Annotated in this window: 15 protein-coding genes; 7 read left to right on the forward strand and 8 right to left on the reverse strand. The window is 62.5% G+C overall.

All coding sequences use genetic code 11. The features are described from left to right. Window positions 1-31: 31 nt before the first annotated feature. The 5 genes from IVA74_RS26405 to IVA74_RS26425 all read right to left on the reverse strand — a co-directional run bounded on the left by IVA74_RS26405 (window position 32) and on the right by IVA74_RS26425 (window position 5184). Window positions 32-553 carry a copper chaperone PCu(A)C gene (locus IVA74_RS26405; RefSeq protein WP_247349278.1) on the reverse strand — a complete coding sequence of 174 codons (522 nt, stop codon included), beginning with the start codon at window positions 551-553 and terminating at the stop codon, window positions 32-34. 28 nt (window positions 554-581) lie between these two features. Continuing rightward, the gene (locus tag IVA74_RS26410) at window positions 582-1079 is read right to left on the reverse strand and encodes a TlpA disulfide reductase family protein (protein WP_247349279.1); all 498 of its coding nucleotides are present in this window, start codon (window positions 1077-1079) and stop codon (window positions 582-584) included. Beyond that, complete coding sequence (locus IVA74_RS26415) at window positions 1076-2287, reverse strand: sialidase family protein (RefSeq protein WP_247349280.1); 1212 nt, start codon at window positions 2285-2287, stop codon at window positions 1076-1078. The genes IVA74_RS26410 and IVA74_RS26415 overlap by 4 nt, the downstream gene beginning before the upstream one ends. Window positions 2288-2313: 26 nt before the next feature. Beyond that, window positions 2314-4725 carry a TonB-dependent receptor gene (locus tag IVA74_RS26420; protein WP_247349281.1) on the reverse strand — a complete coding sequence of 804 codons (2412 nt, stop codon included), beginning with the start codon at window positions 4723-4725 and terminating at the stop codon, window positions 2314-2316. 84 nt (window positions 4726-4809) lie between these two features. Continuing rightward, window positions 4810-5184, reverse strand: a complete 375-nt coding sequence (locus tag IVA74_RS26425; protein ID WP_247349282.1) for a DUF2946 domain-containing protein — start codon at window positions 5182-5184, stop codon at window positions 4810-4812. 479 nt (window positions 5185-5663) lie between these two features. Between IVA74_RS26425 and IVA74_RS26430 the strand changes: the two genes are divergently transcribed. From IVA74_RS26430 to IVA74_RS26445, 4 genes are all read left to right on the forward strand, one after another. Continuing rightward, window positions 5664-6068 (forward strand): globin, encoded by a 405-nt coding sequence (locus tag IVA74_RS26430; protein WP_247349283.1) that lies wholly within the window; start codon window positions 5664-5666, stop codon window positions 6066-6068. Between the two features lie 135 nt (window positions 6069-6203). Next, complete coding sequence (locus tag IVA74_RS26435) at window positions 6204-7226, forward strand: sugar ABC transporter substrate-binding protein (protein WP_247349284.1); 1023 nt, start codon at window positions 6204-6206, stop codon at window positions 7224-7226. A gap of 6 nt (window positions 7227-7232) precedes the next feature. Beyond that, window positions 7233-8735, forward strand: coding sequence for a sugar ABC transporter ATP-binding protein (locus IVA74_RS26440; protein ID WP_247349285.1), 1503 nt, complete (start codon window positions 7233-7235; stop codon window positions 8733-8735). A 12-nt stretch (window positions 8736-8747) separates the two neighbouring features. Beyond that, the gene (locus IVA74_RS26445; RefSeq protein ID WP_247349286.1) at window positions 8748-9776 is read left to right on the forward strand and encodes an ABC transporter permease; all 1029 of its coding nucleotides are present in this window, start codon (window positions 8748-8750) and stop codon (window positions 9774-9776) included. Window positions 9777-10099: 323 nt separating this feature from the next. Here IVA74_RS26445 and IVA74_RS26450 read toward each other — a convergent pair whose 3' ends face one another. Both IVA74_RS26450 and IVA74_RS26455 read right to left on the reverse strand, forming a co-directional pair. Continuing rightward, entirely contained in the window at window positions 10100-10804 is a 705-nt protein-coding gene (locus tag IVA74_RS26450; protein WP_247349287.1) for an L-2-amino-thiazoline-4-carboxylic acid hydrolase, read from the reverse strand. Window positions 10805-10843: 39 nt separating this feature from the next. Continuing rightward, a complete protein-coding gene (locus tag IVA74_RS26455) occupies window positions 10844-11236 on the reverse strand; it encodes a RidA family protein (protein ID WP_247349288.1) in 393 nt (130 codons plus the stop codon). Between the two features lie 128 nt (window positions 11237-11364). Between IVA74_RS26455 and IVA74_RS26460 the strand changes: the two genes are divergently transcribed. The 3 genes from IVA74_RS26460 to IVA74_RS26470 all read left to right on the forward strand — a co-directional run bounded on the left by IVA74_RS26460 (window position 11365) and on the right by IVA74_RS26470 (window position 14685). Beyond that, window positions 11365-11988, forward strand: coding sequence for a LysR family transcriptional regulator (locus IVA74_RS26460; protein ID WP_247349289.1), 624 nt, complete (start codon window positions 11365-11367; stop codon window positions 11986-11988). Window positions 11989-12571: 583 nt separating this feature from the next. Further along, window positions 12572-14029, forward strand: coding sequence for an amidase family protein (locus IVA74_RS26465; protein ID WP_247349290.1), 1458 nt, complete (start codon window positions 12572-12574; stop codon window positions 14027-14029). Window positions 14030-14103: 74 nt separating this feature from the next. Further along, window positions 14104-14685: a TetR/AcrR family transcriptional regulator gene (locus IVA74_RS26470; RefSeq protein WP_247349291.1), complete on the forward strand. Its 582-nt coding sequence runs from the start codon at window positions 14104-14106 to the stop codon at window positions 14683-14685. Window positions 14686-14796: 111 nt separating this feature from the next. Here IVA74_RS26470 and IVA74_RS26475 read toward each other — a convergent pair whose 3' ends face one another. After that, a complete protein-coding gene (locus IVA74_RS26475) occupies window positions 14797-15015 on the reverse strand; it encodes a hypothetical protein (protein WP_247349293.1) in 219 nt (72 codons plus the stop codon). Between the last annotated feature and the right edge of the window lie 72 nt (window positions 15016-15087).

Raw genomic sequence — 15087 nt, forward strand, 5'->3', positions numbered from 1 at the left:
TTCGGTCTCCCGAAGGTCCGGATCATGCTCGTCACATCTTCATTCCCGAATGATCAGGCATTTTCTTCATCATCTGCCTGCTATCGGCGGGCGCCTGGGCGCCGACGCCCTGGACGTCGAGGGAGACGGCAACTTTGCCGGCCTTCTCGAACTGAAGCGTCACCGGCACCTTGTCGCCCTGCTTGAAGGGGCCCTTCAGCTCCTGAAGCATGAGGTGGTAGCCGCCGGGGGCGAACTTCACCGTCTTGCCGGGATCGATCACGAGGCCCTTGTCGAGCAGGCGCATCTTCATCACGCCGTTATCCATCGCCATTTCATGGACCTCAGCCTTCCCCGCGATATCGGCGGAAATGCTGACCAGCTTGTCGGCAGTCGTGCCCTTGTTCTCGATGGTCAGATAACCGCCGGCGACCTTGGCGCCGCCCGGTGTCGCCCGGCTCCACGCCTGCGAGATGACGAGATCGCCCGCCTTGACGTCGTCGGCCACCGCTGGCGCCGCGCAGAGCGCGAGAGCGAACGCCGCGAACAGCACATCTTTCAACATGGTCTTCATATTGGTCTTCCCGTTTGCAGATTGACTTTCAGTGTGTGGAGAGCTGTTGCGCCGACCATTTTTCGAGGTCGGTCATCTCGGCCGAGCCTTCGATCGTCGTAATGGTTCCATCCCGAGAGATGAGCATTGTCCGGGGAATGTCGCCCTGCCAGCCGGGGTCGATCTCGAACCGCAAACGCTCGACAAAGCCGTCGTTGAAGATGAAATTTTCGGTCGAGGACAGCCCCGCTCTGTCGAGCATCGATTGCGTCGCCGCCGGCAAGTTCGGCACGAGATCCGCGCTGATCGTGACGACGTCGATCCCAGGATGATCCTTCGCAAACTGCCCGAGCAGCGGCAGCTCGACCTTGCAGGGCCCGCAGGTTACGCCCCAGAAATGCACGAGCGTCGGGCGACCCGCATGGCCCCTCAGCACGCTTTGCCACGTGCCGCGCTCGAACGGTTTCAGAGCCGGGGCTGCCCCTGGCGCAGACGCTGAGGCGATCAGGAGACCCAGGCCCAGCAGGCCGGCAAATCGACGTCTCATGGCTGGTCCTCGATTGCTGCAATCCGATAGCCATCCGCCTTCGTCATCCATGACAGGTAGGTCTGCCGGCCGTTGGAAACGAGCAAGGGGTGGTCGGAGGTGTCGGTGGTGCTCGATATCGTTTTCGGTGCCGACCACGTCTCGCCATCGTCGTGCGAGATCGTCATCTGCACCGAGGTCTTCTCGCCATCGAACTCTTTCCAGACCATCACCGTTCCCGCCGGGCCCGCAAGCACGAACGGGCGCGTCGGACTGCGATCAGGCCGCCCCAGCGCCAAGGGCGCAGAGAACGTGCGGCCTTCGTCGCGCGAGTGGGCGTAGAACAATCCCTTTCGCACCTTCCCGTTGGTGTACCAGGCGACGTGATAGGTCCCGTTCGGTGCAACCGTGAGGCTCGGCCCGTGATGCGGGCAAGCATTGATCTGCCAGTCGTCATTGCTGACCCGATGGATTTCACCTGGCGTCGAGACGTCGGTGAAGGTCATGACAGCATGATCGCGCACGCCGCCCTCGAAGATGTTCCTGAAGATCACGACCGGCCGCCCCGGTGCTGCGAACGTCAACCCCAATCGGCAGCATTCGCAGGTGTTGTCACGCGCGAGACTGGCCTCTGCGTAGGTGGCGCCGCCATCGCGCGACGACGCAAAGAACAGCCCTGCGCCCTCGTACTTCCGTCCCGCCTCCTTCGCCGGGACGCGATTGCGCTTGTCGAGCCAGGCCGCGAAGACAGTGCCATCCTGATCGAGCGCCAGCGCCTCAAAACGCTGGCTCTCGTTGTTTGCGGTGATCGGCTTCAGCTCCGCAAAGCTCCTCCCGCCATCGGCCGAGCGCGTGTAGAGCACCTGACCGTTGAATGCCTCGTCCCTGAAGATCGAGAATGCGAGGGCGATGCCGCCCTTGCGATCGACCACGATCTTCGGCCGGGCATCCGGCCCCCAATCGAGGTTGAGCCGCGTCGTCGTGACCTGGGTGGGAGGCGAAAAACTCCGCCCTGCATCCTGCGAACTCGCAACCGAAACCTGCCCGCCCGCCATCCAGGCGAGCCACAGCGTTCCGTCCGGGCCGAATGCAGGCGTCGCCTTCGTTGCGCAACGCAACGTGGGCTCCTCACAGGCCGCTTCGGAGGCATGCTGAGTATGCATCTGCGCGAGCGCCGTACCTTGCAAGAACGCAAGGGCGACTATGCCGAGGAGGCCACTTCGGATCATGGCCCTACTCCCTTCAAGAGTCCGGATCATCTAAACGCCACCTTCATACCTGCAACGAACGTGCGCGGCGAGCCCGCGTAGATCGATCCCGTTGTGTTTGCGAGCACGCTCGCAGGATTTTGAAGGCCGGCCCCGGTCACCGTGTTGGCGATGTTGTTTGCCGACGCAACGTAGGTGCGATCGAACACGTTCCTGACTTCGAGAAACAAGTTGAGGGATCTGAAGGTATCCGACACCAGATCGGTCTTGTAGTGGACGTTCACATTGACCAGCTCATAACCTGGCGCTTTCAGCAGATTTGCATTGTCCATGTAGAAGGAGTCCTTCCACTGGACTTCGACAAAACCTCCCAGCCCCGTCAGTGGCCCCGCAAATTCGTCGTAGCCGATCCTGGCCGTCAGCTCGTTAGGCGAGATTCCGGGGATCTTGTTGCCTGCCCGGTTGAAGCTGAACACCGCGACATTGGTGATGTTCTCCACATACTCGGTGTAGACCTCGTCGAGATAGGTGTACGCCGCCATGAACCGCCAGCCCGGATAGAACTTCCAGTCGGCGGCGAGCTCGATGCCGCGATGTTCGGAGCGCGGCGCGTTGAATGTATAGCTTGTGTTGGCTGAATTGGCTGGAGTTGCCTGCGATACAAGTTCGTCGCGGAAAAATTCGTAGAACCCAGTCGCGCTGACCTTGAGCGTGTTGCTCGGTGTCCAGTCGAAACCGAGATCGTAGCCCAGGTTTTTCTGGGTCTGGAGCTGGGTATTGTTGCCCGACAGCCCGCTCGCCAAAACGAACAGGTTCGAAACCTGCGGAGTGCCGTACCCCGTCGCGACCCGTCCCCGGAGCAGCCATTCGCTGTTGACCGTATAAAGCAACGCCAGCTCGGGCGACGTATTCTGGAACTGCCTGTCCGCGGCCGTAATCTTCAGAGGATCCAGGACGCCTGTCGGACCAGAGTAGCTGTAGGCCGTGTTTATGCCCTTCAGGACGGTCTGCTCCCAGCCGATGCCGGCAACGGCGAGCAGCGTTGGTGTCAGCCTCAGCTCCTCTCGCGCGCGCACGCCGTAGTTCGACGTTTCGCTGTAGAGATTGTTCGTGACCCTGCCAAGCGTGGCATTGCCCCCCGGCATCACGCTTCGGGTGTCGCTCGACGCCGTCAGGGTGTTATAGAAAGCGCCAAAGAACGCGGTCGACTCCAGGCCGAGAATTTCGCCCCGCTTGGTGAGATCGCTCATGTAGTTATACGACGGGAAGTCGCCGATCGCGCTGGTCGTGCCGGTGGGCTGACTGATGCTCCTGTCGTCGAACACGAACTGGTTGCGCCAGGTCGTGGTGTTGTCGAAATCGTGCTCCCATCGGCCGCCGACAATGGTACGGCGGTCGTTGCGGCCGAGCCCGGCCTGCACGGCCGTCTCCTTGTCGGTTCCGGCGGTCGCGTTGAAGCCGTTGTTGTTCAGCGTGACCGTACCGCATCCGGCCGCGGCCGCGGCGCCGGTCGCGCAGCCTTGCTGGAAGGGATTTTGATAGTACTGGTTCAGCGATTGTCGGATTGGCAGCCGCGCGCTGAGGTCGTTGTTGATGATCTTGACCGTGAAGCGATCGTCCGGCGTCGCCTTCAGCGTTCCGAGGAAATTGACGGTCTGCGTGTTGAACCAGCTATTGCCGATGTAGCCGTCGCCCCGCGCGTCGCTTGCAAACAGCGAGCCCTCGAAATTCCCGACCTTCTTGCCGGCTGCCAGATAGTTGTTGAGATAACCGTAGCTGCCGCCGTCGACGCCATATTCGACGCCGTCGATCGTGCCGCCCCGCCGCGTTCGAAAATTGAGCGCGCCGCCGGTCGCGTAATTGCCGTAGAGCGCCGACGAAGGGCCGCGGATCACGTCGATCGCACCATAGGCATGGGGATCGATCAGGTCGCTCCGCGACAGGCCGTCCGGCTGCGTCACCGGAAAACCGTCGTCGAAGATCACGAGATTGCGGATGCCAAAGCCGTTCCGGGCGTTGGAGCCGCGAATCGAGATGCCGAAATCGCGGGGGCCATTCCCCTGCTTGATCGAGATGCCCGGACTATCCCGCAAGACGTCGCTGACCGAAAACGACGGGCGATTGTCGAACTGGCTGCGATCGATGGTCGTCGCGGTCTGTCCGGCCGGCGCCTGATTGAGACCATCCCGGGCTGCACCGGCAGTCACTGTCCTGCTTTGGGTCGGTGCGCTGACGTTCGCGTTCGCCGCAACAGGCCTCGCCGCGCGGCCCGCCGAAGCGGAGCGTAGTCGCGATGGCCGGGTTACCGCTGGTTTGGGCCGGGCGGCCTGCGGCGCCTCAACGGTCACCGCGGGAAGCACGGTATTGCTGTTTTGGGCAAAGACTCCGCTCGACGACGCAAGCAGCGCGGCCTGGACGGCAACGACGCTCACACCACGGCGGGCATGATAACGTAACATGGGGCATTCCTGACGCCGGCAGCTATCGCCGGCCAATGACAACATCAATCGCCAGCGGACGGGCCGCGGCGTTACCTTGGGTCGTCAGGAAAACTGAGGCGGCGCGCGTGCCTGGGCGTTTGAGTCTCTATAGACGGCGACGGCGGATACATCCGCCACGTGCCACACCACGCGCTCGGCGTGGCGGAAGGGAATGGAGAGCGCGGCGTGCGGCGGCGAATCGGGTGACGCGCCCACCTGCGCCAGACAACACAGCGCGCAGGCGCCACCATGCGCGGCCGGTGCACCGTTCTGGTCGCTCAGGCCGCCCTGCTCGCTCGGGCTGTGGCAGATGACGGCTGCAGAAAGCGGATTGGCCATGGCCTGGCCGGCCGCCAAACAGGCGGCGATCGGCGCCAGCACCTGCATCGCCAAAGCGAGCAGGACCAGGGGTAAGAATTTTTGCAACCGTGCGCGCATCCGCCGAACCATTCGTTCGTCTACCAACTAAACACCGCGCGGAGAGCCAAGTCGAGGCCGGTTCCGCCGCCTTCTTGGTACAGCGCAAATTTCTGGAGAACTGTGGTCGGGCCGCCCCACGAGAGGGGATCTGCGGCATTCGAGGCAGTCCCGCAACCCTGCCCCTCCACAGATTTCTTATATTTGTCATATGCTTACAAGACCGGAAGCCCGATCATTTCGTTAATTGCTCGAATTTCGAACATTCGTTGCCGAAAATGATGACAAGTGAGAAAAGTTGATCTAGCATCCCCTTGCTCAGGCTGGCCGTGAGGTCGAAGTCTGGTGGTCCAAGTCTCGGGAGGAGCCCCTGACGCGCAAAACGCAGCGTCGCCCCGCCAATCAAGATCAAATCTTAGAATCGGGGATAATAGGGTCGACACAATTTTCGAGCGGGGCTAGGGCCCCGCTCTTTTTTTGTCAGCATGGCCACAGCGCCGGTGAATAATCCTCCCAATCCGATCGAACAGGGCTTTGAACTCGCGGCCTTGCGCTGCGCGGATCTCACGCCGCTCGTCTATCAACGTCTGTTCGAAGAGCATCCCGAAACGCGGGCGATGTTCCGCACGCAAGGCAGCGAGCTCGTGATGGGATCGATGCTCGCGCTGACGATCGAGGCGATTCTCGACTTCGCCGGTGATCGTTGCGGGCATTTCCGGCTGATCGCGTGCGAGGTCGCCTCGCACGATAGCTACGGCACGCCGCGCGAGCTGTTCATCGCCTTCTTTGCCGTGATCAGGGATACGCTGCGCGGGTTGCTCGGCGATGAATGGTCGCCGGATGTCGCGCAGGCCTGGGACCGACTGCTCATCGAGATCGACGCATTCGCCGCCGTTCAGGCCTGACGCTTGCGCTGCACCAACACCGGTTGCGGCGATCTCGCGTGATTGCAGATTGAGTGGCATCAACTCTTGTGAGACACTTTCCGTATCGGTCGCGCAATCAATGACGCGCCGACGATAAATATATGGGAGCGAGCGATGTCCGGGACGAAAGATTTCTCGACGACGAGGCGCGATCTTCTTCAAGCGGCGGCAACCGCCGGCGCCGGGGCTGCCATCCTCGGCGGCATGGGCATAAACCCCGCCCTTGCAGCCGAAGTCGGACGAAGCGAGAAGCCGCTGAAGGCGGCGTTCTCCAATGCGGGCCTCCAGGCGACCTGGTGCGCGCAGGGCAAGCAGGCCGCGGAGTTCTGGGGCAAGCTGTTTAACGTCGAGGTCACCTGGTTCGACGGCCAGCTCGATGCGGTGAAGCAGCGCGCGGCAATCGACAACATGGCCTCGCAGAAATGGGATTTCGTCGCCATCCAGGCTTTTGGCATCGGCACCCTCACCCAGCCCGTGCAGAAGATGATCGATGCCGGCACGCCCGTGATCGACATGGACACGCTGATTGCCCCTCTCGACCAGATCAACGTCCACTCCTTCCTCGCCCCTGACAACGAGTTCATGGGCGCGTCCGTGACGCAGGCGCTGTGCAACGCCATGGGCGGCAAGGGCAAGATCATCATGACGCAGGGCGCGCTCGGCCATACCGGCGCGCAGGGCCGTGCCAAAGGCTTCAACAATGTCGTGAAGCAATTCCCTGGCATCGAGGTGCTGGATACTCAGCCCGCAGATTGGGACGTCTCCAAGACCGCACGTCTCTGGGAAACCTATCTGACCAAGTACCCGCAGATCGACGCAGCGTTCTTCCACAATGACGACATGGCGCTTGCCGCCGCCAACATCATGAAAGCGCGGGGCCGCACCAACATCCTGATCGGCGGCGTCGATGCGATGCCGCCGGCGATCCAGGCGGTCAGCGAAGGCCGCATGTTCGCCACCGTGCGCAATCCGTCCTGCCGCATCCATGGCGGCGCGATCGTCGCGGGCGTCTCCGCCGTGGTCGGCGGGGAGAAGAGCGGACAGGGCATTCCCAAGAACGTCGTCACCGACGGTCCGGTCGTGACCAAGGCCAACGCACCCGGTATGCAGTGGATGGAGGATCACTTCCTGATCTGACCCTCCATGCCTGAGGGACGTCAGCCCATCCTGGAATTGCAGGGCATCACGAAGAGCTTCGGCGGCGTCGAAGCGCTTCGTGGTGTCGATTTTGCGCTCTCACCCGGCGAGATCCACGGTCTCGTCGGCGAGAACGGCGCGGGAAAAAGCACGCTGATGAAGATCATCGCCGGCGTGCACACCGAATTCTCCGGCCGCTTCCTGATCGACGGACAGGAGACGCATTTCCGCTCGGCCCGCGATGCGCACTCCGCCGGCATCGCCATGGTGCACCAGGAGCTATCTGTCGCCCCCGACCTCACGGTCGCCGAGAACGTGTTTTTGGGCAACCAGCCGACCAACCGGCTCGGCCTGGTACAATGGCGACGGATGGCGCGCGAGGCCGGCGAACAGCTCGCCCGCTTCGGCATCGACGTCGACCCGATGTCACGGCTCGGCGACCTCCCGATCGGGCTTCAGCAATTGATCGAGATCGCGCGCGTGCTGTTTTCCGGCGCGCGCATCGTCATCCTGGACGAGCCGACCTCCGCTCTCTCCCCGCCCGAGGTCGAACGGCTGTTTGCGACGCTGCGGCGCCTGCGCGCGGAAGGCACGGCAATCGTCTTCATCTCGCATTTCATCGAGGACATCTTGCGCGTGTCAGACACGGTGACCGTGTTCCGCAACGGGCGAAAGGTCGCGGAGACGGCAAGTGCTGCGACCAGCAAGGGCGCCCTGATCGAGGCCATGATCGGCCGCGGCGGTGAAGCGCTCGAGCACAGCTATAGCGACGATCTGATGCTGCCGCGGCCGGCGGACAGCTCGGTGGTCCTGAAGGTCGATCAGCTGTCGCTGGCCCGCAGCTTGAAGGACATCTCCTTCGAGGCGCGTGCCGGCGAAGTGCTGGGAATCTACGGCTTCATGGGCTGCGGCCAGCAGGAGCTGTCGCGCATATTGTTCGGCAAGCTGAAGCCGGATGCCGGCACGCTCGCCGTCGAGGGCAAGCCAAAAACCTTCGCCAGCACGGCAGCGGCGCGGCGCGCGGGCGTGGCGCTGGTGCCGGAGAGCCGGCGCGCGATGCTGTTCCATCAGGAGCCGGTCTACAAGAACATCTCGATCAGCATTCTCGATCGCATCTCGGCGCTGCTGCTCAAGCCGGCGCAGGAGCGCGATATCGCCCAGCGTCAGGTCGAGCAACTGCAGATCAGGCCGCCGGTGGTCGGCCTCGATCTCGGCATGCTCTCCGGCGGCAACCAGCAGAAGGTCGCGCTGGCGAAATGGCTGACCTATCCGCCAAAACTGCTGGTGCTGTGCGAGCCGACCCGCGGCATGGATGTCGGCGCCAAGAACGACGTCATCAACATCGTCCGCGACCTCCGCGCCAAAGGGCTCGCGATCATCGTGCTGTCGACCGAGCCGGAAACGGTGCTGTCGCTGGCCGACCGCATCCTCGTGCTCAAGCGCGGCGCATTGGTGCGGGAATTTTCGAACGAGCCGGTCAGCAAGGACCGCCTGCTGGAAGCGGCGTGACGGAGAAGCACCATGGCGAGCAGTGAGACGGCACCGGCGGCGAGGCAACGGGCGCGCGGGTTAGCACCCTTCCTGCGCTCGCAGATGCGCAACATCGCGCCGTTCCTGACGCTGATTTTCCTGTCCGGCTTCTTCGCCCTCGCCAGCCCCTCCTTCGCGACGCTGGACAATCTCGGCAACATCCTGACGCAGGTGTCGGTCACCGGCGTCATCGCCGTCGGCCTCACCTTCGTGATCCTCTGCGCGGAGATCGACCTCTCGATCGCCAGCATCGCCAACGTCACCGGCATCGCGGTCGCCTACTTCACGGTTCAAGAATCCTACGTCAACATTCCCAACATTCCCCTCCCCGGCATCGCGGCGATCCTGCTGGCTATTCTGCTCTGCGCAGCTCTCGGCCTCGTCAATGCGCTGGGGCTGACCGTGATCGGCATCCCCTCCTTCATCATGACCCTGGCGATGATGCAGATCGCAGCCGGCATCTCCGCGCTGCTGGTGCGCGGCCAGATCGCCTACAAAGTACCTGACGTGATCACCACGCTCGGCTCCGGATCGATCGGCGGCATTCCCTGGATCGTCATCGTCGCCGCGATCATGCTGCTCGGCGGCCATCTGGTGCTGACCTACACGCGCTTCGGCCGCTACGTCTACATGGTCGGGGGAAATCGCGAGGCCGCCGAATATGCCGGCCTCAACGTCAAGCTCATTCTCGGCGCCGTGATGGTGATCTCGGCGGTCTGCTCCGGCATCGGCGGCATGCTCGGTGTCGCCCATTTCGGCAGCGCGCAGCAGAACGAATTCGACACTTACCTGCTCGACTCCATCGCTGCCGTCGTCGTCGGCGGCACCAGCCTGTTCGGCGGCCGCGGCGGCATCGGCAACACCATCGTCGGGCTGTTCGTGCTTGGTGTGCTCAACAACGGCCTCGACCACGTCAACATCGACAGTTTTCTGAAGATCCTGATCCGCGGCCTGATCCTGCTCTTGGCCCTGATCATCAACGTCTACGCGCAGCGGCTGAGGGAGAAGGCGGCGGAGTAGACAGCCCTCAAAACAAAAAGCGCGAAAACAACCCCATGCACAGTAGAAACTGTGAGGAAGTTCAGCCGCTTACAAAATTCGCAATTGCGTGATTGCGACCGCGCCGACGTTTGACTCGTCGGGCAAAACAGGCGCACGATGTCATTGTGGCGCTTGGCGTTGGTGGGCTCAGAGTCACGCCCAAGTTCCGTCATTGCGAGCGCAGCGAAGCAATCCAGACTGCCGCCACGGAAAGATTCTGGATTGCTTCGCTACGCTCGCAATGTCGATGTGACAGCAGAGCAATCCAGCCTCCCCTCGATCGCCGAGCATGAGGACGCGGCTTAACTGTCCGACTTCTCTTCCAACGCGAGCCGCGAGAATCGGAAATTGCAGTGGCTCGCACCGCTCGCTAACGTCTGTGTCCTTTCCAGCCGGATGCCTCGCGCTGCGTAGGCGACGAAATCGAGGCCGCAGATGTTCGGCAGAATGTCCTTGTCGCCATGGCGCGCCGCGAATTTGCAGAAGCCGCAGGTCTTGTAGTTGATCCCGAACTCGAAATTGTCTTCCGGACCCGGCTCGACGAAATCGTAGGCGAAATCTTCCGGAAACTCGTTCTGATGGCTGTCAATCATGCTTGTGGCCGCCTGCTCGCGCAGCAAAGCCTGGTGCTCCGGCGACATGAATTGACGTCCCGAGGCGAGACGTTCCGCTTCAGGCGCGGTCAGCAATTGCGCCTGGTAGGTTTCCCGCTCGATCTCGCCGATCACAGGCAGCGGCACGCCGTGCCGCCGCAGTACCCGACTGATGGCCATGAAGCCCATAAGGCGCATGAAGAAATCGCTCATGCGACTGGCCGCGCCGCCGACATAGGGCATCTGTGTGAGCACGATCTCGAATTCGTCCATCACCTCCTGCCTGATCCCGTCGATCTCGGTGAGATGCGCGCGCTCGCGCAACATCGCATCGGCAAGGTCGAGCCGCTGGCGCATGGCCGCTTCCATAGCGCTCCGATACGCCTCGTAGAAGGAATGCATGTTTTCAGCCATTGGATGCCCGATATGATTGGCTCATTCGCGAAGTCGGTTTCATTCCGCGGCGATCGCCTCGATCTCCAGCAGCCATTTGCTGTCGACGGTCTCGACGATCACGACCGTCAGCGCGGGCTGGTGTTCCCCGAGCATCGCGCAACGAATGGTGCGGTTGGTCACGACATGATTGCGGTCGGTCAGGAACGTGGTCAGCTTCACAAGATGCTCGACGCCAAGGCCTGCGGCGGCGAGCACCTCCATCACGTTGCGCCAGGCCTGCTCGCATTGCGCCTCGAATCCGTCGGGCACGGTGCCGTCGGTTCTCTCAGGCACCTGGCCGCTGATGAACAAGAGGCGGCGGTGCTGCGTCAATTCAACTCCCAAGCTGTAACCAGCGGCGGGAGCATGGACCGTTGCGGGATTGTGGCTGACGACGTGAACTGGCGGCATAAGGTTTCTCCGGATTGCGGGCCGACCCTATGCGGCGACATCGCCGCCGTGCAAAGCATTGTTGCTGCGGTTCAACGCAAGAAAATCTATTGCAAGGCCGCGGCCCATCAGTGTCAAAGTGGAGCACGATGACCTACACCCTTCCACCCCTCAACGCGCTCCGCGCCTTCGAAGCCGCTGCCCGCCATCTCAGCTTCAAGCTGGCCGCGCACGAGCTGCACGTGACGCCTGCCGCCGTGGGGCAGCAGGTGAAAGCGCTGGAGGCGCGCCTCGGCGTGCAGCTGTTCGAGCGGCTGCATAAGCAGCTCATCCTCACCGCGGCCGGTCAGGCCTATCTGCCCGGGGTCTCCGAAGGCTTTCGCCACATCGCGGAGGCGACCTCGCAATTGAAACCGGCGGGTGCGGTACTGCTGCAGTTGGGCGTTCATGGCAGCTTCGACCTGCGCCGCCTCGAATTGGCGGAGTTTCGCGGCGCGCATGCGGAGATCGGTTTGCGGGTGCTCCAGCCCGCCGGCCTACACGAATTGGTCGAGGGCAAGGTCGACCTGCTGATCGCCCGGAGTCTCGGCCACCACCCGGGCTATCGCTGCGACCGGGTCAACGAGGGATCGGGCCCCGGTGATTGGCTGATTGCGCCTGAAGGCACCGCGGATTGCCCCGAGATCGTCAGTTTTCGCGCGTGGCTGCGCGCCCTGCCGGCCGAGAATCCGCTCGCAAACCGCCGCCCTCGTCTGGTCGGCATCAGACGATAGGCTCGACTGGCAATCCATAGTCTCGCCGCGACGATGTTGGACAGGTCGGGCAAAACAGGATCAGAACATCATCACGCGGCGATCGCATGTCTGGCGAGCGCTAAGCTCAAGCCCAGCTCGGTCGTTCGAGCCGCACTCGCCTCCTCATCGGGAGCTTGAATGACCGCTCGGCGGTCAGGATCAAGCCAGCCTGCTACCGAGGGGATTGGTGGCAATTTGCCCGAAAGCAGACCTATGGTGCTTAGTTCGAGCTTTGTCGTTCATGACCCAAAGCAGAAGTCATGTGCTTGACTAGACGCCGCCGATTGCGGCGGCACTAGGCGGGCAGTCGCGCGCGCCGGATTACTCGAGAAATAGCGTGTCGGAGCCCTGCGCTCGCTAACGGTCCCTCGTCGGAACGGTGTTTGCAGGCTTCATCGGTCGCGCATTAACGCCTCACGCTTATGTGTTCGGTGACGCGGCATTGCCGCGAGAATGGCCATTGAAGTACGATCGTAATGTTATATTACGATCGTAATGGCATCCATCTGCGCCTCCCTCGGCGGGAGTGAGATGCTGCTTCTCAGCTCCTCGCGAGGATTTCATGGACGACACCGTTGCCACTTCACGCCACATCGCATCGCAAGCAACCCCAGATCTCACCTTTCTTGGGCTCGCAGCCGCCGCAGCAGCGGTTCGTAACGGCGAGATCACGTCAGAGGCCTATACCGCGGCGCTTCTGCAGCGCGCCCAGTTGCTTGCCGATCTCAACGCCTTCATCACCATCGACCAAGCCGCCGTGCTGGCGGCCGCGAGGGATGCGGACAAAGCGCGTGCGGCCGGATCGGCGGCCTCGCTGCTTGGCGTGCCGCTCGGGGTGAAGGATAGCTATTTGACGAAAGGGCTGCCTACTAGCCTAGGTCTCGATAGCCTCGCTCACTTCGTACCGCGCGAAGATGCGGACGCTGTACGAGCCATTAAGGGTGCGGGCGCCTTGATCTTCGGCAAGAATAACCTCGTCGAAATGTCTTACGGTTTGACCGGTCACAACGCACGTTACGGCCAGGTGAATAATCCGCACGCACGAGATCGCGTGTCCGGCGGCTCCTCGAGCGGCTCTGCCGCATCGGTGGCCGCCGGCCTCGTTCCCGCGTCCTTGGGCGGTGACACCGTTGGGTCAATTCGGGTGCCCGCATCGTTCTGTGGCGTCGTGGGATTCAAGCCAACCACCGGGCGTTGGCCGCGCTACGGCGTTGCGCCGATCTCCCATACGCTCGACACGACGGGGGTATTCACCCGAAGCGTTGAGGACTGCATTCTGGTGGATCAGGTCGTGACTGGTGACGAGTCCTCCGACGGCGGCTATGGCCTGAAGGGAGTCCGGCTGGCCTTCGCGCCGCGACAGTTCCTGGATCTGGTGGATTCGGAAGTCGAGACCCGCTTCCGCGAGGTGGTTCGGCAACTGCAGGACGCCGGCGCCGAGGTCATTGAAGTAGACCTTGGCGACGATTTCAACTCCCTCGTCCAAATCGCGACATGGGGCATCTTCGCTCATGAGACGATGGGCGCAATTTCGGAGTTTCTTCGCCGCCATGACATTCCGACCACGTTCGAGGCCATTTACGACGGCCTTAAGCCCCAACTTCGGCAGGCGTGGGGGCACATCGTACTGCCGGGTGGTGCAGGTTCTACATCGGCAGAGGCCTATCTGACGGCGCTCGACGTGAGCCGGCCGGAAATCCAGCGCCGCCTCAACACGGCGTTCGTCTCTCATGGGGCGCTGGTCATTTTGCAACCGACCACGCCCTGCACGGCGCCTTTGATCGAGGAGCAGTCGACCGTCCATATCGCGGGGCAGGAAGTCAGCTACCTCGCTTTGGCGAACCACACCGTGTCGGCGAGCAGCGTGGGGCTACCGGGTATCAGCCTTCCCGTCGGCTTGTCTCGCGCTGGGCTACCGATTGGTCTTGAACTGGACGCTCCCTTGGGGAGCGACCGGGCGCTTCTGAACCTTGCCCGCGGCATCGAAGGCGTCTTGGGCGCCAAGTCGACTGCGATCTGACGCCGTGGCCGTGGCCCCCTCGCTTGGCGAAGCTGCTGCCTAACGGTTGCGGGATATAGTGGAGTGGAGAGAAGATGCGTTTCGAGAAAGGTCATAAGGCAGCGACGCGACGGCACATCGTCGATGTGGCGTCGAAGTGTGTGCGCCGAGACGGCATCTCCGCCGCCGGGATCGCCGGGATCATGGGCGAAGCCGCCCTGACCAAAGGGGCATTCTCTCCTCACTTCGAATCCAAAGACGCGCTCGTTCGCGAGGCGCTGGGGAGCGCGCTCGCCGACCAGCAACATCGCCTCGATGAGGATCAGCGGAATGGCCTGGACCTTGAGGGCGCGATCCGGAGGTACCTGAACCGCGCTCACCTCGATGACCCGGCGGGTGGGTGCCCCTCAGCGGCGTTGCTCCCCGAAATCTCCCGCCAGCCCCTGTCCACGCGGCGAGACTACGAGAAAGGACTGCGAAGCTACGTTTCGACTCTCGCGGCACTGCTTCCTGACGCCGGTTCTGCAGCGAGTGGCCGCCGCGCGACGGCCATCTTCGGCCTCATGGTCGGCACCCTCCAGTTCGCTCGGACCGTGCCCGATGGTGCCCGGGCGGAGCAGATCCTGGAAGGCGGCGTTGAGGCCGCGTTGCACTTGGCACGAACTCCGTCTTCATAAATTAGAAGGCCGGAACGGCTTAGCTTTTCCATTGTTATCCCTCAAATCCCCGAGGTCCGCTCCTGACCCAACTGAGACATTGGCGCGAGGCTTCTGTCCCGCGTTTTGTGTTTAGGACCATGGCGGCTCTTCGCTCTTCCCGACCGCCTCGTGGTGGGTCGTGACACCCGCCGAGCGCAAGCCGGTCAGCAATACGGTTCTCACAGAGGCCGGATCGAATCCAATATCCTTGGCGTTTGGTGGATGTGCTTCGCTGCCCTTCAATCGGAACGCCAAGTGCAATTGCTCGCAAAGGTGCTGAACGACGAGATTGACCTGATCATCAGTCATGATCTGCCTTTCCTGCTACATTTTGCTATCCAATCTGGTAGCACACATGAAAATAGGGCGATATGCGATTGG

Origin of the sequence: Bradyrhizobium sp. 132 (assembly GCF_023074185.1) — a bacterium.
Taxonomy (GTDB): Bacteria; Pseudomonadota; Alphaproteobacteria; order Rhizobiales; family Xanthobacteraceae; genus Bradyrhizobium.